Origin of the sequence: Eubacterium sp. AF16-48 (assembly GCF_003479405.1) — a bacterium.
Classification (GTDB): Bacteria; Bacillota; Clostridia; order Lachnospirales; family Lachnospiraceae; genus Eubacterium_G; species Eubacterium_G segne.
The window spans coordinates 5,881-21,564 of the sequence record NZ_QUHB01000016.1; the positions used below are offsets into that span (position 1 = coordinate 5,881).

Annotated in this window: 15 protein-coding genes (1 of these 15 only partly in view); 6 read left to right on the forward strand and 9 right to left on the reverse strand. The window is 32.5% G+C overall.

Annotation, left to right across the window (positions count from 1 at the left end; genetic code table 11):
* The 9 genes from DWW68_RS12410 to dnaA all read right to left on the reverse strand — a co-directional run.
* Positions 1-712: the 5' portion of a lysophospholipid acyltransferase family protein gene (locus tag DWW68_RS12410; RefSeq protein ID WP_021953623.1), read on the reverse strand. It extends 5 nt beyond the left edge of the window; 712 of the gene's 717 nt are visible here — the first part of the coding sequence; it begins with the start codon at positions 710-712; its stop codon lies beyond the left edge, outside the window.
* 25 nt (positions 713-737) lie between these two features.
* Positions 738-1,286 carry a Fe-S-containing hydro-lyase gene (locus DWW68_RS12415; RefSeq protein ID WP_021953622.1) on the reverse strand — a complete coding sequence of 183 codons (549 nt, stop codon included), beginning with the start codon at positions 1,284-1,286 and terminating at the stop codon, positions 738-740.
* Between the two features lie 90 nt (positions 1,287-1,376).
* Complete coding sequence (locus DWW68_RS12420; RefSeq protein ID WP_118590156.1) at positions 1,377-2,219, reverse strand: fumarate hydratase; 843 nt, start codon at positions 2,217-2,219, stop codon at positions 1,377-1,379.
* 54 nt (positions 2,220-2,273) lie between these two features.
* The gene (gene gyrA / locus DWW68_RS12425) at positions 2,274-4,802 is read right to left on the reverse strand and encodes a DNA gyrase subunit A (protein ID WP_118590158.1); all 2,529 of its coding nucleotides are present in this window, start codon (positions 4,800-4,802) and stop codon (positions 2,274-2,276) included.
* A 13-nt stretch (positions 4,803-4,815) separates the two neighbouring features.
* Entirely contained in the window at positions 4,816-6,747 is a 1,932-nt protein-coding gene (gene gyrB / locus DWW68_RS12430; protein ID WP_118590160.1) for a DNA topoisomerase (ATP-hydrolyzing) subunit B, read from the reverse strand.
* Between the two features lie 29 nt (positions 6,748-6,776).
* Positions 6,777-7,865, reverse strand: a complete 1,089-nt coding sequence (recF, locus tag DWW68_RS12435; RefSeq protein WP_118590162.1) for a DNA replication/repair protein RecF — start codon at positions 7,863-7,865, stop codon at positions 6,777-6,779.
* Positions 7,865-8,068 carry an RNA-binding S4 domain-containing protein gene (locus DWW68_RS12440; RefSeq protein WP_021953617.1) on the reverse strand — a complete coding sequence of 68 codons (204 nt, stop codon included), beginning with the start codon at positions 8,066-8,068 and terminating at the stop codon, positions 7,865-7,867. Before DWW68_RS12440 ends, recF begins: the two co-directional genes overlap by 1 nt.
* Positions 8,069-8,085: 17 nt before the next feature.
* A complete protein-coding gene (gene dnaN, locus DWW68_RS12445) occupies positions 8,086-9,186 on the reverse strand; it encodes a DNA polymerase III subunit beta (protein ID WP_118590164.1) in 1,101 nt (366 codons plus the stop codon).
* 290 nt (positions 9,187-9,476) lie between these two features.
* Positions 9,477-10,880, reverse strand: coding sequence for a chromosomal replication initiator protein DnaA (dnaA, locus tag DWW68_RS12450; protein WP_118590166.1), 1,404 nt, complete (start codon positions 10,878-10,880; stop codon positions 9,477-9,479).
* Between the two features lie 530 nt (positions 10,881-11,410).
* On the opposite strand from dnaA, the gene rpmH reads away from it, so the two are divergent.
* The 6 genes from rpmH to mnmE all read left to right on the forward strand — a co-directional run bounded on the left by rpmH (position 11,411) and on the right by mnmE (position 15,672).
* Positions 11,411-11,545, forward strand: coding sequence for a 50S ribosomal protein L34 (gene rpmH, locus DWW68_RS12455; RefSeq protein ID WP_021953614.1), 135 nt, complete (start codon positions 11,411-11,413; stop codon positions 11,543-11,545).
* Between the two features lie 52 nt (positions 11,546-11,597).
* Positions 11,598-11,951 carry a ribonuclease P protein component gene (gene rnpA, locus DWW68_RS12460; RefSeq protein ID WP_021953613.1) on the forward strand — a complete coding sequence of 118 codons (354 nt, stop codon included), beginning with the start codon at positions 11,598-11,600 and terminating at the stop codon, positions 11,949-11,951.
* Between the two features lie 81 nt (positions 11,952-12,032).
* Positions 12,033-12,275 (forward strand): membrane protein insertion efficiency factor YidD, encoded by a 243-nt coding sequence (gene yidD, locus DWW68_RS12465; RefSeq protein ID WP_021953612.1) that lies wholly within the window; start codon positions 12,033-12,035, stop codon positions 12,273-12,275.
* A gap of 16 nt (positions 12,276-12,291) precedes the next feature.
* Entirely contained in the window at positions 12,292-13,539 is a 1,248-nt protein-coding gene (locus DWW68_RS12470) for a YidC/Oxa1 family membrane protein insertase (RefSeq protein WP_118590168.1), read from the forward strand.
* 11 nt (positions 13,540-13,550) lie between these two features.
* Positions 13,551-14,180, forward strand: coding sequence for an RNA-binding cell elongation regulator Jag/EloR (gene jag, locus DWW68_RS12475; protein WP_118590170.1), 630 nt, complete (start codon positions 13,551-13,553; stop codon positions 14,178-14,180).
* A gap of 115 nt (positions 14,181-14,295) precedes the next feature.
* Positions 14,296-15,672 carry a tRNA uridine-5-carboxymethylaminomethyl(34) synthesis GTPase MnmE gene (gene mnmE, locus DWW68_RS12480; protein ID WP_118590172.1) on the forward strand — a complete coding sequence of 459 codons (1,377 nt, stop codon included), beginning with the start codon at positions 14,296-14,298 and terminating at the stop codon, positions 15,670-15,672.
* Positions 15,673-15,684 lie beyond the last annotated feature (12 nt).

The window sequence follows — 15,684 nt, forward strand, 5'->3', positions numbered from 1 at the left end:
ATAGCTTTTCTTCTATTGTCTTAACTATCATTGATTTAACAAGCTCTGCTATCTCCGTTGTTTTCATATCTTTATAATCTTCATAATATAAAGGCTTTAAATAGTGTATCTGAACTTTAACTGTTTTAGTATCCTTTATATCAAATGGTTTAAAAGAATCTATTAATGCCACCGGAACTATTGGTGCTTTTGCTTTGTACGCACTTTTAAATGATCCCCCTTTAAAGTTTCCCGGTACGTTTCCATTTTTACTTCTGGTACCTTCAGGAAATATTATATAATTACGCCCCTGCTTAATTCCCTCTGTCATTTCTTTTATAATTTGCATTCCCTGTCTTGGGTCACCTCTATCTATTGCTTTTGCATCTAATGCCTTTATTGTTTGTTTAAGTAATGGAACATTTGCTAAATCATTTCGTATTACAAATGACGTAGGATTTTTATGAGTGTCACAAATTAACAGCACATCAAACAATCCCTGATGATTTGGCGTAAGTATATAACCATTTTCATTAGGAATATTTTCAAGTCCTGAACACTCAATTTCCACGTGGGCATATCTGTTTACCTTTTTACACACGTTTCTTACTATATTATATCTTTCTTCTATTGTATATTTATTTTCATTTCCTGCTTTTCCTATTTCGTGAAATAACCATGGAACTTTATAGAATCTCCTTGTAAAAAGATAAGCTATTCTATTCATTTTCATTATATTATTACCTCTTAGATATGTTTTATTCCTTATATTTTTCTATAGCTGTTTCATATAAGTTGTTTCCTTCGCTGTCAATTACAACTATTACAGGAAAATCTTCTACATATAATTTTCTAATAGCTTCTGTTCCTAAATCATCATATGCTATTACTTCACTTTTCTTTATGCATTTTGATAATATTGCTCCGGCTCCTCCTATAGCAGCAAAATATACACTTCCATTTCTTACTATGGCGTCTCTGACTGCCTGAGATCTTTTTCCTTTTCCTATCATTCCCTTTAATCCTAAATCTAACAGTTTTGGAGCATATTTATCCATTCTGCTGGCAGTAGTCGGTCCTGCTGAACCTATTGGTCTGCCTTCCCTGGCAGGGGATGGCCCCATATAGTATATTATATTGTTAGCCATTTCTATTGGTAATTGCTGATTTTTTTCTAATGCCTCATACATCCTTTTATGGGCAGCATCTCTTGCAGTGTATATTGTTCCTGTTATATAAACATAATCTCCTGCTCTTAATGAATTTGCATCTTCATTGCTTATTGGAGCCTGTATTTTCTTATCCATATTATCTCCTTATATCTATATATTGTGATTTGTTATTAGTTTCTTCCTATTATAATGTGTAATTACATTATTCTATATATTGTGCTTTTGTTATAATGTTCTTGATACATGTCTGTTTACATGACAACATATATTTACTGCTACAGGAAGACCTGCAATATGGGTAGGATAGGTTTCCACATTAACTGCCAAAGCTGTCTGGGTACCACCTAATCCTCCCGGTCCTATTCCTAATTTATTTATTTTTTCTAACAATTCTTCCTCCATATCCTTTACATATGGTATGTGGGAAGATAAATCTGCAGGACGTGCTAATGCTTTTTTGGCTAAAATAGCACATTTTTCAAATGTTCCACCTATTCCTACACCTACAACCATAGGAGGGCAGGCGTTCGGTCCTGCATCCTTTACAGCTGTAATTACAGCATCCTTTACACCTTCTATTCCATCAGCAGGTTTTAACATAAACACACGGCTCATGTTTTCACTTCCAAATCCCTTTGGTGCCAATGTTATTTTTATATTTTCTCCGGGAACAATGCTGTAATGTATTACTGCCGGTGTATTATCTTTAGTATTTTCTCTTATTATAGGGTCGCTTACTACTGATTTTCTTAAATACCCATCTACATAGCCACGTCTTACACCTTCATTTATGGCATCTTCTAAATTTTCACCTTCTATATGTACATCCTGTCCTATTTCCATAAAAACCACAGCCATTCCCGTATCCTGACATATAGGTATCATATCCTCTGCAGCTATTTTCAAATTTTCATCTAATTGTTCTAAAATCTGACTTCCAAGAGGAGATTTTTCATTTTTTCGTGCATTATTTAATACATTTAACATATCCGGTGCAAGATAATGATTTGCTTCTATACACATTTCTTTTATATTATTGATTATTTCATCAGTATTTATAATTCTCATATATATTCCTCTCTTTTTAACGCATTAAAGGCGACTTATTTCAGCCGCCTTTTTTTAATAATTTTCAGAATCTTCTTCTGTCTGTTCACTTTCTTCTGATTCTTCGAGCATTGCTGCCTGTGCGTCAGCTTCAGTTACACTTTCTTTTACCTTTGTAATGCTTGCTACAACAATATCATTGTCATTTCCCGTATTCATAAGTTTTACTCCTAATGTAACCCTTCCAAGTATGGAAATATCGTCAACAAACATTCTTATGATAATACCTTCATTGGTAATCATCATAATTTCATTTCCGTTATTTACTGCTTTTGCACCTATTACCTCACCGGTTTTTTCGGTAATCTTATAGCATTTTACACCTTTTCCGCCACGGTTTTGAAGTTTAAAATCACTAAACGGTGTACGTTTACCCATTCCGTTTGCAGATACAATTAATATACATTCGCCCTGTGATTCAAGCTGCATAGATATAACTTCATCGCCTAAATTTAATTCTATGCCTCTTACACCCATTGCAGAACGTCCTGTTTCACGGACATCTGTTTCACGGAATTTTATTCCCTGACCATTCTTAGTTATTAACATAATATTGTCAGAATTATCAGATATCATCACATCTATTAACTCATCATCTTCTCTTAGTGTAATTGCCTGAATTCCGCTCTTTCTAATATTGGTATATGCGCTTACAGGTGTCTTTTTAACAATACCATTTTTTGTTGCCATTATAAGGTACTTGTCCTCTTCAAATTCACGCATCTGAACCATAGCTGATATTTTTTCTCCAGGCTGTAGCTGTAAAAGATTGACAATTGCCATTCCTCTTGCAGTTCTTCCTGCTTCAGGTATTTCGTAGCATTTAAGCTTATAAATACGTCCTGTATTGGTAAGGAATAATATATAATCATGGGTTGAAACCATAAACATATCTTTCATAAAATCATTGTCTATAGTCTGCATTCCCTTTATACCTTTTCCACCACGGTTCTGTGACTTAAAGTTATCTACAGTCATTCTCTTTATATAACCTAAGTTAGTCATGGCTACTACTGTATCTTCTTCCGGAATTAAGTCTTCGTCAGATAAATCTCCCACATTAATTCCTATTTTTGTTCTTCTTTCATCACCAAATTTATCTCTTACAATTTCCATTTCTTCTTTTATTACTGTAAGAAGCTTGTTTTCATCTGCAAGAATAGATTTTAAATAATCAATCTTTGCCATTAATTCAGCATATTCTGCTTCAAGGTCTTCTCTTGCCAAACCTGTCAACTGGCGAAGTCTCATATCCACAATAGCCTGTGACTGTGCATCTGAAAGACCAAATCTTTCAATTAAGTTATTTTTAGCATCAGCAGTTGTCCTTGAACCTCTGATTATTTTTATTACTTCATCAATATTATCAAGGGCAATTAATAAACCTTTAATAATGTGTGCTCTTTCTTCTGCCTTGTTTAATTCAAACTTTGTTCTTCTTGTTACAACATCCTTCTGATGCTTTAAATATTCGTCTAACATTTGAAGAAGATTTAATACTTTTGGCTCTCCATTAACTAGCGCTAACATAATTACACCAAAAGAATCCTGTAACTGTGTATGTTTATAAAGCTGATTTAAAATAACATTGGCATTGGCATCACGTCTAACTTCAATTACAACACGTGTACCGTCCTGGTCGGACTCATCTCTTAAATCTGTTATTCCATCAACTTTCTTTTCTTTTACAAGACTTGCAATTTTTTCTACTAATTTTGCTTTATTAACCATGTATGGAAGTTCAGTTACAATTATTCTGCTTTTTCCATTGTCCATAGTTTCAATCTCAGAAACTGCACGTGTTTTTATTTTTCCACGGCCTGTTCTGTAAGCCTGCTCAATATCTTTTCTACCTAAGATTGTAGCACCTGTAGGAAAATCAGGCCCCTTAATAATTTCCATAATTTCTTCTATGGTTGTGTCTCTGTTTTCCTGTACTTTATTGTCAATTATTTTTACAATTGCATTTATTGTTTCTGTTAAGTTATGTGGTGGTATGTTTGTAGCCATACCTACGGCAATACCGCTGGTTCCGTTTACTAAAAGATTAGGATATCTTGATGGAAGAACTGATGGTTCTTTTTCTGTTTCATCAAAGTTTGGCGTAAATTCCACAGTATCCTTGTTAATGTCTGCAACCATTTCCATAGATATTTTGCTAAGACGTGCTTCAGTGTAACGCATTGCGGCAGCACCGTCGCCATCTTCTGAACCAAAGTTTCCGTGACCGTCAACTAAAGGATATCTTGTATTCCATTCCTGAGCCATATTAACTAAGGCACCGTAAATAGAACTGTCACCATGTGGATGGAATTTACCCATGGTATCACCAACAATACGGGCACATTTTCTGTGTGGCTTATCCGGTCCGTTATTAAGTTCAACCATTGAGTAAAGCACTCTACGCTGAACCGGCTTTAAACCGTCTCTTACATCAGGTAATGCTCTTGATGCAATTACGCTCATGGCATAATCTATATAAGAGGTTTCCATAGTTTCTTTTAAGTCTACTTCATGAATTTTGTCAAATATCTTATCGTCCACTTATATTTTCCTCCTATATATCTAAGTTTTTAACAAATTTAGCATTTGCCTCAATAAATTCTCTTCTTGGCTCTACATCATCACCCATAAGAGTTGTAAATGTCTGATCCATTTCTGATAATTTTTCTTCGTCTATTTTTACCTGCTTTAAAATTCTGGTATTAGGATCCATTGTTGTTTCCCATAACTGGCTTGCATCCATTTCTCCTAAACCTTTGTAACGCTGAATTTTATTCTGATTATCACGACCGATTTCAGTAAGTATTTTATTTAACTCTTCATCACTGTACGCATAGTAATTCTTCTTATTTCTTGTAACCTGATAAAGTGGTGGCATTGCAAGGTATACATGGCCGTCCTTAATTAACTCAGGCATGAATCTGTAGAAGAATGTAAGCATAAGTGTATCAATGTGAGCACCATCTACATCGGCATCAGTCATAATAATAATCTTGTTGTATCTAAGTTTTGTTATGTCAAAATCTTCCTGTATTCCTGTACCAAAAGCTGTAATCATTGTTCTGATTTCTGCATTGTCCATAATCTTATCAATGCGGGCTTTTTCCACATTAAGAATCTTACCTCTAAGTGGAAGTATAGCCTGAGTTGCTCTTGTTCTTGCCTTTTTAGCTGAGCCGCCGGCTGAATCTCCCTCCACTATGAATATTTCACAGTTTTCAGGATTCTTATCTGAACAGTCTGCAAGTTTTCCCGGAAGAGCAGCCACTGATAATGCAGTTTTTCTTGTTGCTTCTCTTGCTTTTCTTGCAGCATCTCTTGCTCTCTTTGCCAAAACAGCCTTTTCGCATATCATTTTTGCAATAGTTGGATTCTGTTCAAGATAATAAGTTAACTGTTCACTCATTACACCTTCAACTGCAGCTCTTGCCTCACTGTTTCCAAGTTTCTGTTTTGTCTGACCTTCAAACTGCGGGTCTTCAATTTTTACACTAATAATAGCTGTAAGACCTTCTCTAAAGTCATCACCTGAAAGATTTTCTTCATTTTCTTTTAAAATCTTATTCTGTTTTGCATAGTTGTTAAATGTTTTTGTAATTGCTCTCTTAAATCCTTCAACCTGTGTACCACCTTCAGGTGTATTAATATTGTTTACAAAACTTAAAGAATTTTCTGTATATGCATCATTATGCTGCATTGCAACTTCAACATAAACATTATTTACCGTTCCTTCACAATAAATAACATCATCATATAAAGGTGTTTTTCCTTTGTTTAGGTATGTTACAAATTCCTTTATTCCACCTTCATAATGGAAAGTTTTCTCTATTTCACCTTCTTCTCTTATATCTCTTAAAACAATTCTTAAATTTTTAGTAAGGAAAGCCGTTTCCCTAAGTCTTATTTCAAGAGTTTTATAATCATATAGTGTTTCCTCAAATATTGAATCATCAGGAAGGAATGTTACTTCTGTTCCTGTAAAATTTTCGTCACAATCTCCTATGATTTTTAATGGTTCAACTACCTTACCATATTCATAACGCTGATAATGAACTTTACCATTTCTGCAAACCTTAACTTCAAGCCATTTTGATAATGCATTTACAACTGACGCACCTACTCCGTGAAGACCACCGGATACCTTGTATCCTCCTCCACCAAACTTACCTCCGGCATGTAAAACAGTAAATACAACTTCAACAGCCGGTTTACCTGTCTTTGTGTTAATATCCGTAGGTATTCCTCTACCATCATCTCTTACTGTAATTGAATTATCCTTATTAATCTGGACATCAATAGTATCACAGTAACCTGCCAAAGCTTCATCTACAGCATTATCCACTATTTCATAAACTAAGTGATGTAATCCTCTTGAAGATGTTGAACCGATATACATACCAGGTCTTTTTCTAACTGCCTCAAGTCCCTCTAAAACCTGAATCTGATCAGCTCCATATTCATTTTCAACGTTTGTGTTGTTACCCATTAGTAACTCCTTTCCGTTTAACTATTTTTTTAAACCATTTTTTCAGATACGGTACCTTCCGTAACCTGAAAAACCTTATTAATTTTGAATCTGTTCTCTATAAATTCATCAAGTCCCGTGCATGTAATAATAGTCTGAATATTATCAAGGCTTTTAAGAAGATGATTTTGTCTTTTTGAATCTAATTCTGATAAAACATCATCTAAAAGCAACACAGGTGTATCATTTATCAATGATTTTACTAACTCTATCTCCGCTAATTTAAGTGATAGGGCTATTGTTCTTTTTTGTCCCTGACTTCCGTAAGTTCTAATATTTTTTCCCCTGTTAAAAAACAAAACATCGTCTCTGTGTGGGCCAACGGAAGTGTTTTTATACTTTATGTCTTTTTCTCTATTTGTCACTATTTTCTCATATAAATCATCTGTTTCACAATTTTTCTCATATATAATTTCTATATCTTCCTGATTATCCGTCAGTTCATTGTGAATAGGTATAAGAATATTACTTATTTCTTTTATAAATTCTTCTCTTCTTTTTATAATTTCACCACCATATTTTGCTAACTGCATATCCCAGACATCTAAGGTCTGCTTTAGTTCCGGTTTGAAATATAAATCTTTAAGAAGTTGATTTCTCTGGCTTAAAACTTTGTTGTAATTTACAAGATTATACACATATATCTTGTCTAACTGACAAAGCTCCATATCTATAAACTTTCTTCTTTCAGAAGGACCATTTTTTATGATATTTAAATCTTCAGGTGAAAAAATAATTACATTAAAAACGCCAAATAGCTCACTTGCCTTTTTTATGGGAATACCATTTATGGCAATTCCCTTTGACTTATTTTTTCTTAAATGAATATCTATCCGCTGTTCTCTTCCATTTTTGTTAATGTGAAGTTTTATGTGACCTTCATCACTGTCAAAATTAATTAACTCAAAATCCTTGTTGCTTCTATGAGATTTTGTTGTGCTACACATATATATAGCTTCTAGTATATTCGTCTTTCCCTGAGCATTGTTACCATATAAAATATTTGTCTGCTTATCTAAATCCAGCTCTAATAATTTATAATTTCTAAAATTACTTAGTTCTAATTTTGTAACTATCATTATTTTACTGTAACCAATGTTCCTTCAAATTCAAAATTGTCACCGGAGTAAAGCTTCTTTCCTCTTCTGGTATCCACCTCTCCATTAACCTTAACCTGTCCATCCTGAATTACAAACTTTGCATCAACTCCTGAACCTACAAGACCTGCAAGTTTAAGAGCCTGTCCTAATTTTATATATTCATCCTTAATGGTTATTTCCATTTTAATCTTCCTTTCCGCTACTGTACAACAGGAAGCACGATATAAATGTAGCTGTTTTCCTCATCTCTGATAAAGCATGGTGCTTTAGGATTAGTAAAGAAAATGCTTACCTGTTCCTGGTCTAAAACCTTCAATATATCTATAAGGAATTTAGGATTGAAACTAATCATTATATCTGAACCTTCTTTAGATATAGGAATACTTTCATCCATAGAACCTATAAATGTATTAATGGATAATTCCATTTCAGTATCTTTAATTGTCAAAAATACCGGTTTCTTGTCACCTTCTTTTATAAGAAGTGTGGCTCTGTCAATACAGTCAGCCATTTCTTTTTTATTTATGGTGATCTTTGTTTTATAATCGTTACTAATCATTTTATCAGTGTCAAAATAATTAGTTGCCTCTATTAATCTTGAAACTACAATTGTATCATCAAACTCAAACAAAATATGGTTATTTGTAAAGTAGATATTAACATCATCATCAACTCCACCGTTTAATATTTTACTAATTTCATTTAATGATTTTCCCGGAACTAAAACCTTAAAATCACCGTACTCTTCTTTTAACTCAATATTTCTAATGGCAATACGGAATTTATCAAGAGCTACAACTTTTAATTTATTTCCATGAACTTCAAATAACTCACCTGTAAGGAGTTTATTTTTTTCAGCATCATTTATAGCAAAACTTGTTTGTCTGATTACTTCTTTAAGAGAAAACTGTGAAATTGTGATTTTGTTATTCTTTTCAATAACAGGGAGATAAGAAAAATCCTCTGCAGACTTTACAAGAATATTAAATTTAGCATTTTCACAGGTTATATTAGCCTTTGTTTCATCATTTACTTCTATTAATACATCATTATCAGGAAGCTTTCTTACAATTTCTGAAAAAATCTTTGCATCAATAGCAATACTTCCTGCTTCAATAATTTCTCCTAATACCTTTGTTTCAATACCAAGCTCCATATCGTTGGCTGTCATTTTAATTTCACCTTCAGTAGCATCAATCAAAATACATTCTAATATAGACATGGTTGTTTTAGATGATACGGCTTTCATTACAATATTAATACCTGATATCAAATCTGATTTTTTACAAACTAACTTCATAAGTACTCTCCTTCATTTAGAAAATTTAGCTATAAATATATAAATAATATTTTAATAATAATAATAAGCTGTGTTAATATGTTAAAAACTTTAGAAGTTCCTTTATAATAAAGGGAAAAACAAAATAATAACATGTTAATAACATGAAAATAATTAACAAGATATTAACAATAACCCATGGTTTAAATGTTAAGTAATTATCATCCGTAAAAAGTTATTATCACGTTATTAACATGCTATAATCACTGTTATTAACGTAAAAACGCGAGTTATTAACAAAGTTATTAACATTAATTTGGGTTAATTTTCTTTTTAAGAACATCAATCATGTTTCTAACGTTATCATCTTCCTCAATTTCGTTCTTAATCTTTTCGTATCCAAAACTAACGGTAGCGTGATTATTCTTTTTAAGGGCTGCAGCTATAGTTGATAATTTCTCATCAGTATAAACTCTGCACAGATACATACATACCTGACGTGGATATGCAATTTCCTTGCTTTTCTTCTTAGAACAAATGTCCGCAGGAGAAATCTGGAAATGCTCTGCTACAATATTTATAATGTAATCACATGTTATTTTGTTTTCTTTATTTTCAACCTTTAATGTTTCAGCTGCAAATTCCGCAGTTATTTCAGAATCATTGTTAATCTTAGAAAAAGCTATAACATTATTAAGGGAACCTTCAAGTTCACGGACATTTGATACAAAGTGTGTGGCAATGTAATCAAGTGCCTTTAAGAAATTAACACTGAAAGTATCATCCTTGTCATCTGTAAGAATATATCCCTTTGATTCAGCATGCTTTCTAAGAATTGCCATACGGGTTTCATAGTCAGGACTTTGCATATCTACTGTAAGTCCCTGCTGGAAACGGCTTTTTAGTCTGTCAGCAATATCTTCTATTTCTTCAGGTCTTCTATCTGATGTTATAACTATCTGTTTATGCTTTAAAAAGAGATTGTTAAAAATGTTAAATATCTCTTCCTGGGTTCTGTCTTTTTTTGAAATAAACTGAATATCATCTATAAGCAAAACATCAACGTTACGATATTTATTTCTGAATTCAATAATTTCTTCCTGACTTGTCTGTTTAGCACGAAGTAAATCAATAACTTCGTTGGTAAAGGATTCAGTATCTGTGTACAAAACCTTTGCTTTTTTATCCTGCTTCAAAATATAGTTTCCTATAGACTGAAGAAGGTGGGTTTTTCCAAGACCTACACCTCCGTAGATAAAAAGGGGATTATATACTTCTCCCGGAGAATCTGCAACGGCAAGGGATGTAACCTGAGCGGCTGCATTGTTACCAACTACAAAAGAATCAAAAGTATACTTTGAATCTAAGTGAGCTTCGTGTATTCTCTTTTCAAGTACTAAATCCTCATCATTTACTGCAGGAATAGATGAAACTTTCTTTTCTTCATCATCTCCCGGCAATACAATTTGTAATTCGATGTCTTCTTCAAGAACCACGGAAATGGAAATCTGAAGAAAATCGAAATATTTTTTATTAATATATTGAAGACTTGCGCTTCCGCTTCTTCCGGTAAAAACAAGAGTCACGACATTGTTTTCAAAAGATTTTACTTTTAGTGGTAAAATAAACGTTTTGAAAGAAATATCCTGTATATCATACTCCTGTTTGAAAAAATCCAATATTTCAGACCATTTTTGTTGTAAAATGTCTATCATAAAGACCTCCTAAAATGATAAAAAGGCTCAAAAGCCCATACAGTAATATAATACACCAAAAAAGGTTCATTTTCAATAGATATAAATAATAGGAAGAAAGAAAAAAAGCAGGATATAATAGTCATATTTAACAATTAACAATTTGAGGATTATTTAATGCGATTTACATAAAATTATTTTGGATTTACATAATATCGACAGTTATCGACAAAATAAATTAAAAGTTATTAACATTAAAAAATGGAAAATCCGAAAAAATGGGCATAAAAGTTAAAAAAATGGGCAAGTTATTAACATTCTATTAACATCGCGTTGATAACTTATGTTAAGTAGAGGTAAAATTATGTAAATCAAATGTAAAATTAAATAAAATCAAAGAATTATAAAAAATCGGGGATATTGGGTAAAAGTGTGAAAAAGGGTTGAAATTAATGGAGAAATGTGGTTTAATTAATGCTTGACTACGAATATTCTTACATTTATAATTGTAATGATGTTTTACTATAGAACAGAAAAGGAGGTGCCGGATTATGAAGATGACATTTCAGCCAAAGAAAAGACAGAGATCAAAAGTTCATGGATTTAGAAAAAGAATGAGCACAGCAGGCGGTAGAAAAGTTCTTGCCAGCAGAAGAGCAAAGGGAAGAAAGAAATTATCAGCTTAGGTCGCATTCAATGTGACCTTTTTTCTTTGCCATTTAACAGGAGAAAATTATTATGAATAGTTTAAAAAAGAATTATGATTCATTAAAAAAAAATAGTGATTTTCAAAATGTTTACGCAAACGGAAAGTCAATGGCAAATAAGTATTTAGTTATGTATGTTTTATCTAATGATTTAAGCATTAACAGATTAGGTATTTCAGTAAGTAAAAAAGTAGGAAATAGTGTAGTGAGACATCACCTGACCCGCTTAATCAGAGAAAGCTACAGATTAAATAGCAGTATGTTCAATAGTGGTTTGGACATAGTCGTGGTAGTGAGAAATACTGCCAGGGACAAATCTTATAAAGAAATCGAAAGTGCACTAATGCACTTAGGAAAAATTCAGAAGATTTTAAATAACATTTAAATTGATTATTTGAAATTAAATTTGTAACTAATTTGAAAATAGGCTTTTGACTGCATAATTTAATTGATTAGAGGATTTAATATGAAGATTTTTAAATTAATATCTAAGGCAATCAATTATACATTAATAGGAATGATAAAGTTTTACAGAAAATATTTATCTCCCATGAAGAGAACATGCCATTGCAGGTATATTCCCACATGCTCCCAGTATGCAGTAGAGGCTTTACAAAAATATGGACCATTAAAGGGGTCATATCTCGCCATTAAAAGGATACTCAGATGTAATCCTTTACATAAGGGTGGGTACGATCCAGTTCCTTAAAAGGTAGGAGGATTAATTGGATAATTTAATATTAGCTACACAGACAGGTGGTATTTTAAAACCTTTTGCATGGATTTTAGGTAAAATACTTGAAATTATTTATGATTTGTTTTCAACAATGGGAATTTATAATATTGGTTTTTGTATTATATTATTTACTATTGTTGTAAGAATGCTTATGCTTCCAATGCAGATTAAGCAGCAGAAGTTTTCAAAGCTTAATTCAGTAATGACACCTGAAATTCAGAAAATCCAGAAGAAGTATCAGGGAAAGAAAGACCAGCAATCCCAGTTGGCACAGCAGGAAGAAATTAAAGCAGTATATGATAAGTATGGAACATCTCCTACAGGAAGCTGTTTACAGTTATTAATACAGATGCCTATTCTTTTTGCACTTTACAGAGTTATTATGAACGTTCCGGCATATGTTAAGCCGGTTAAGGATTTATATTTACAGGTTCTTAACGGATTAAATGCTACACAGATGAAGCAGTTTTTCGGAATTGATGGTTTAGCATCCGGTTTATCTCAGGATAAGATAAACGGTTGTATTGATGCAATGTCAGGCTACACAAGTTCAGGTAGTGGAGTTAAACTTTCAGATGGTGTTACATTAAGTAAAATCTTAGAGGTTGCCGACAAAGGTGTAGCAGATAAGATAGAAGGAATTAATAATTTCTTTGGATTAAATTTAAGTATGTCACCTAGTGGAATGTTTAATGCAGGAATGATTTCAATTATTGTTGCACTTATTATTCCTATTTTATCAGGTTTATTCCAGTTTTTAAGTGTTCAGCTTTCACAGAAGCTTAATGGAGCTGCTATGGATTCAGCAGATAATCCAATGGCAAGTTCAATGAAGATAATGAACATTATGATGCCACTTATGTCAATATATATGTGCTGGATTTTATCAACAGGTATTGGTCTTTACTGGATGGCAGGTTCACTTATTATGATGTTACAACAGATATTTATTAATATCCACATGAAAAAAATAGATGTTAATGATATTATTGAGGCAAATAAGGAAAAGGCAGCTGCAAAGGCTGAAAAGCGTAAGCAGAAAGAAGGAATTTACAGAGATAAGGTTCTTGAAGCTTCAAAAACAAATACAAAGAATATTTCCGGTAATTCTAAGATAAGTGCTTCTGAGAAAGAAGAAAAAATCAGAAAAGCAAAGGAAGCTGCAGCAAATAAGCCAAATTCTATGGCATCTAAAGTGAATATGGTTAATGAGTATAATAAACGTAATGAAAAATAGAGGTAAAAATAATGGAATTTAAAGAATATAATGGAAAAAATGTTGACGAGGCAGTCACAAAAGCATGTGTAGACCTTGGTGTACCAACAGAAAAGTTAGAATATGAAGTTATAGAAAAGGGAAGTAACGGATTTTTAGGAATTGGTAGTAAACCTGCTGTAATAAAGGCAAGAAAGAATGCTTCTACAGAAGGTATTATCAGAGAATTTCTTGGCAAAGTATTCGAGGCAATGGAACTTACAGTTAAGGTTGACATTGACATAAGGGAAGAAGAAAAAGAAAACATTGCAAACATTAATGTTATTGGTGATGATGTTGGAATCCTTATTGGAAAAAGAGGACAGACTCTTGATTCATTACAGTATCTTGTAAGTTTAGTTGTAAATAAAGAAAGTGACAAGTTTATAAGAGTTAAGCTTGACACAGAAAATTATAGAGAAAGAAGAAAAGCAACCCTTGAAAATCTTGCAAAGAACATTGCAATTAAGGTTAAGAGAATAAGAAAACCGGTTGCTTTAGAGCCAATGAATCCATATGAAAGAAGAATCATTCATTCAGCTCTTCAGAATGACAGATATTGTACAACAAGAAGTGAGGGAGAAGAACCTTACAGACACGTAGTTGTTGTTTTGAAAAAATAATAATATGGAATTTTAAATGCTCTTCACATAAAGTGGAGGGCATTTTTCTTTTACTAAATTGTATATATGTGATATACTTTAAATTTAGTAAAGTTTAATTTAGAAAAGGTGTATTATGAAGATAACAGAGACTATTGCAGCGATATCTTCATCTGCTGGAAATTCAGGAATAGGTATAATAAGAATTAGCGGTGATGAGGCAATAGAAGTTGCAGACAGAGTTTTTAAATCCCATAAAAATATTAGGTTAAAGGATGTAGATTCCCATACGGTTCATTATGGACATATTGTTGATGGAGATAAAATTATAGATCAGGTTTTAGTTATTGTTTTAAAAAATCCACATTCTTATACCGGGGAAGATACGGTGGAAATTGATTGCCACGGCGGAATGCTTATACTTAAAAAGGTATTAGAACTGGTATTAAAGAACGGTGCTAAAGCTGCAGAACCGGGAGAATTCACAAAGAGAGCTTTTTTAAATGGAAAGTTGGATTTGTCTCAGGCAGAAGCAGTTATGGATTTAATAAATTCAAAGAATAATTTTGCCCTTGACAGTTCAATTAATCAGTTAAGGGGAAATATATCTGAGGAAATAAAGGAATTAAGAAGCAGCATAATATATCACATTGCTTTTATTGAGTCAGCATTAGATGATCCGGAGCATATCAGTTTAGATGGATATGAGGATGAAATAAATGAAATGTTAAATGATAATATTTTAAGAATAAAGAAGATGATTAAGTCCTTTGATAATGGAAAAATAATGAAGGAAGGAGTTAAAACTGTTATTCTTGGGAAGCCCAATGCAGGAAAATCATCACTTCTTAATTTAATGCTTGGTGAGGAAAGGGCTATTGTAACGGATATTGAGGGAACTACCCGTGATACTTTAGAGGAAAATATTAACCTTGGAGGAATAAGTCTTAAGATAATAGATACTGCAGGAATTAGAAATACTGATGATAAGGTGGAACAAATAGGTGTTAACAAAGCAAAGGATATGGCTAAGGATGCAGACCTTATTATTTTTGTGGCAGACGGTTCTAAAGAGTTAGATGATAATGACAGGGATATTATTAACATTATTGAAGATAAACCGGCTATTATATTAATAAATAAGTCAGATATTAACACGGTTATTGACATAGATGCCTTAAAAGAAAGTTCAAAAAGGGATGTAATACTTTTTTCAGCAAAGGAAGGTCATGGAATTGATGTACTTGAAGATAAAATTGAAAAGATGTTTTACTCAGGGAAAGTAACATACAATGACCAAATTTATATAACTAATGCAAGACATAAAGAAGCACTGGATAATGCATATGATAGTTTGTGTCGTGTAAAGGAATCAGTTGACGCAGGTATGCCGGAGGATTTTTATTCAATTGATTTAATGGATGCTTACGAAAGCTTGGGACTAATAATAGGGGAAAGTGTGGAAGATGACCTTGTAAATGAAATTTTTTCTAAATTTTGTATGGGAAAATAATTATTGGAGATA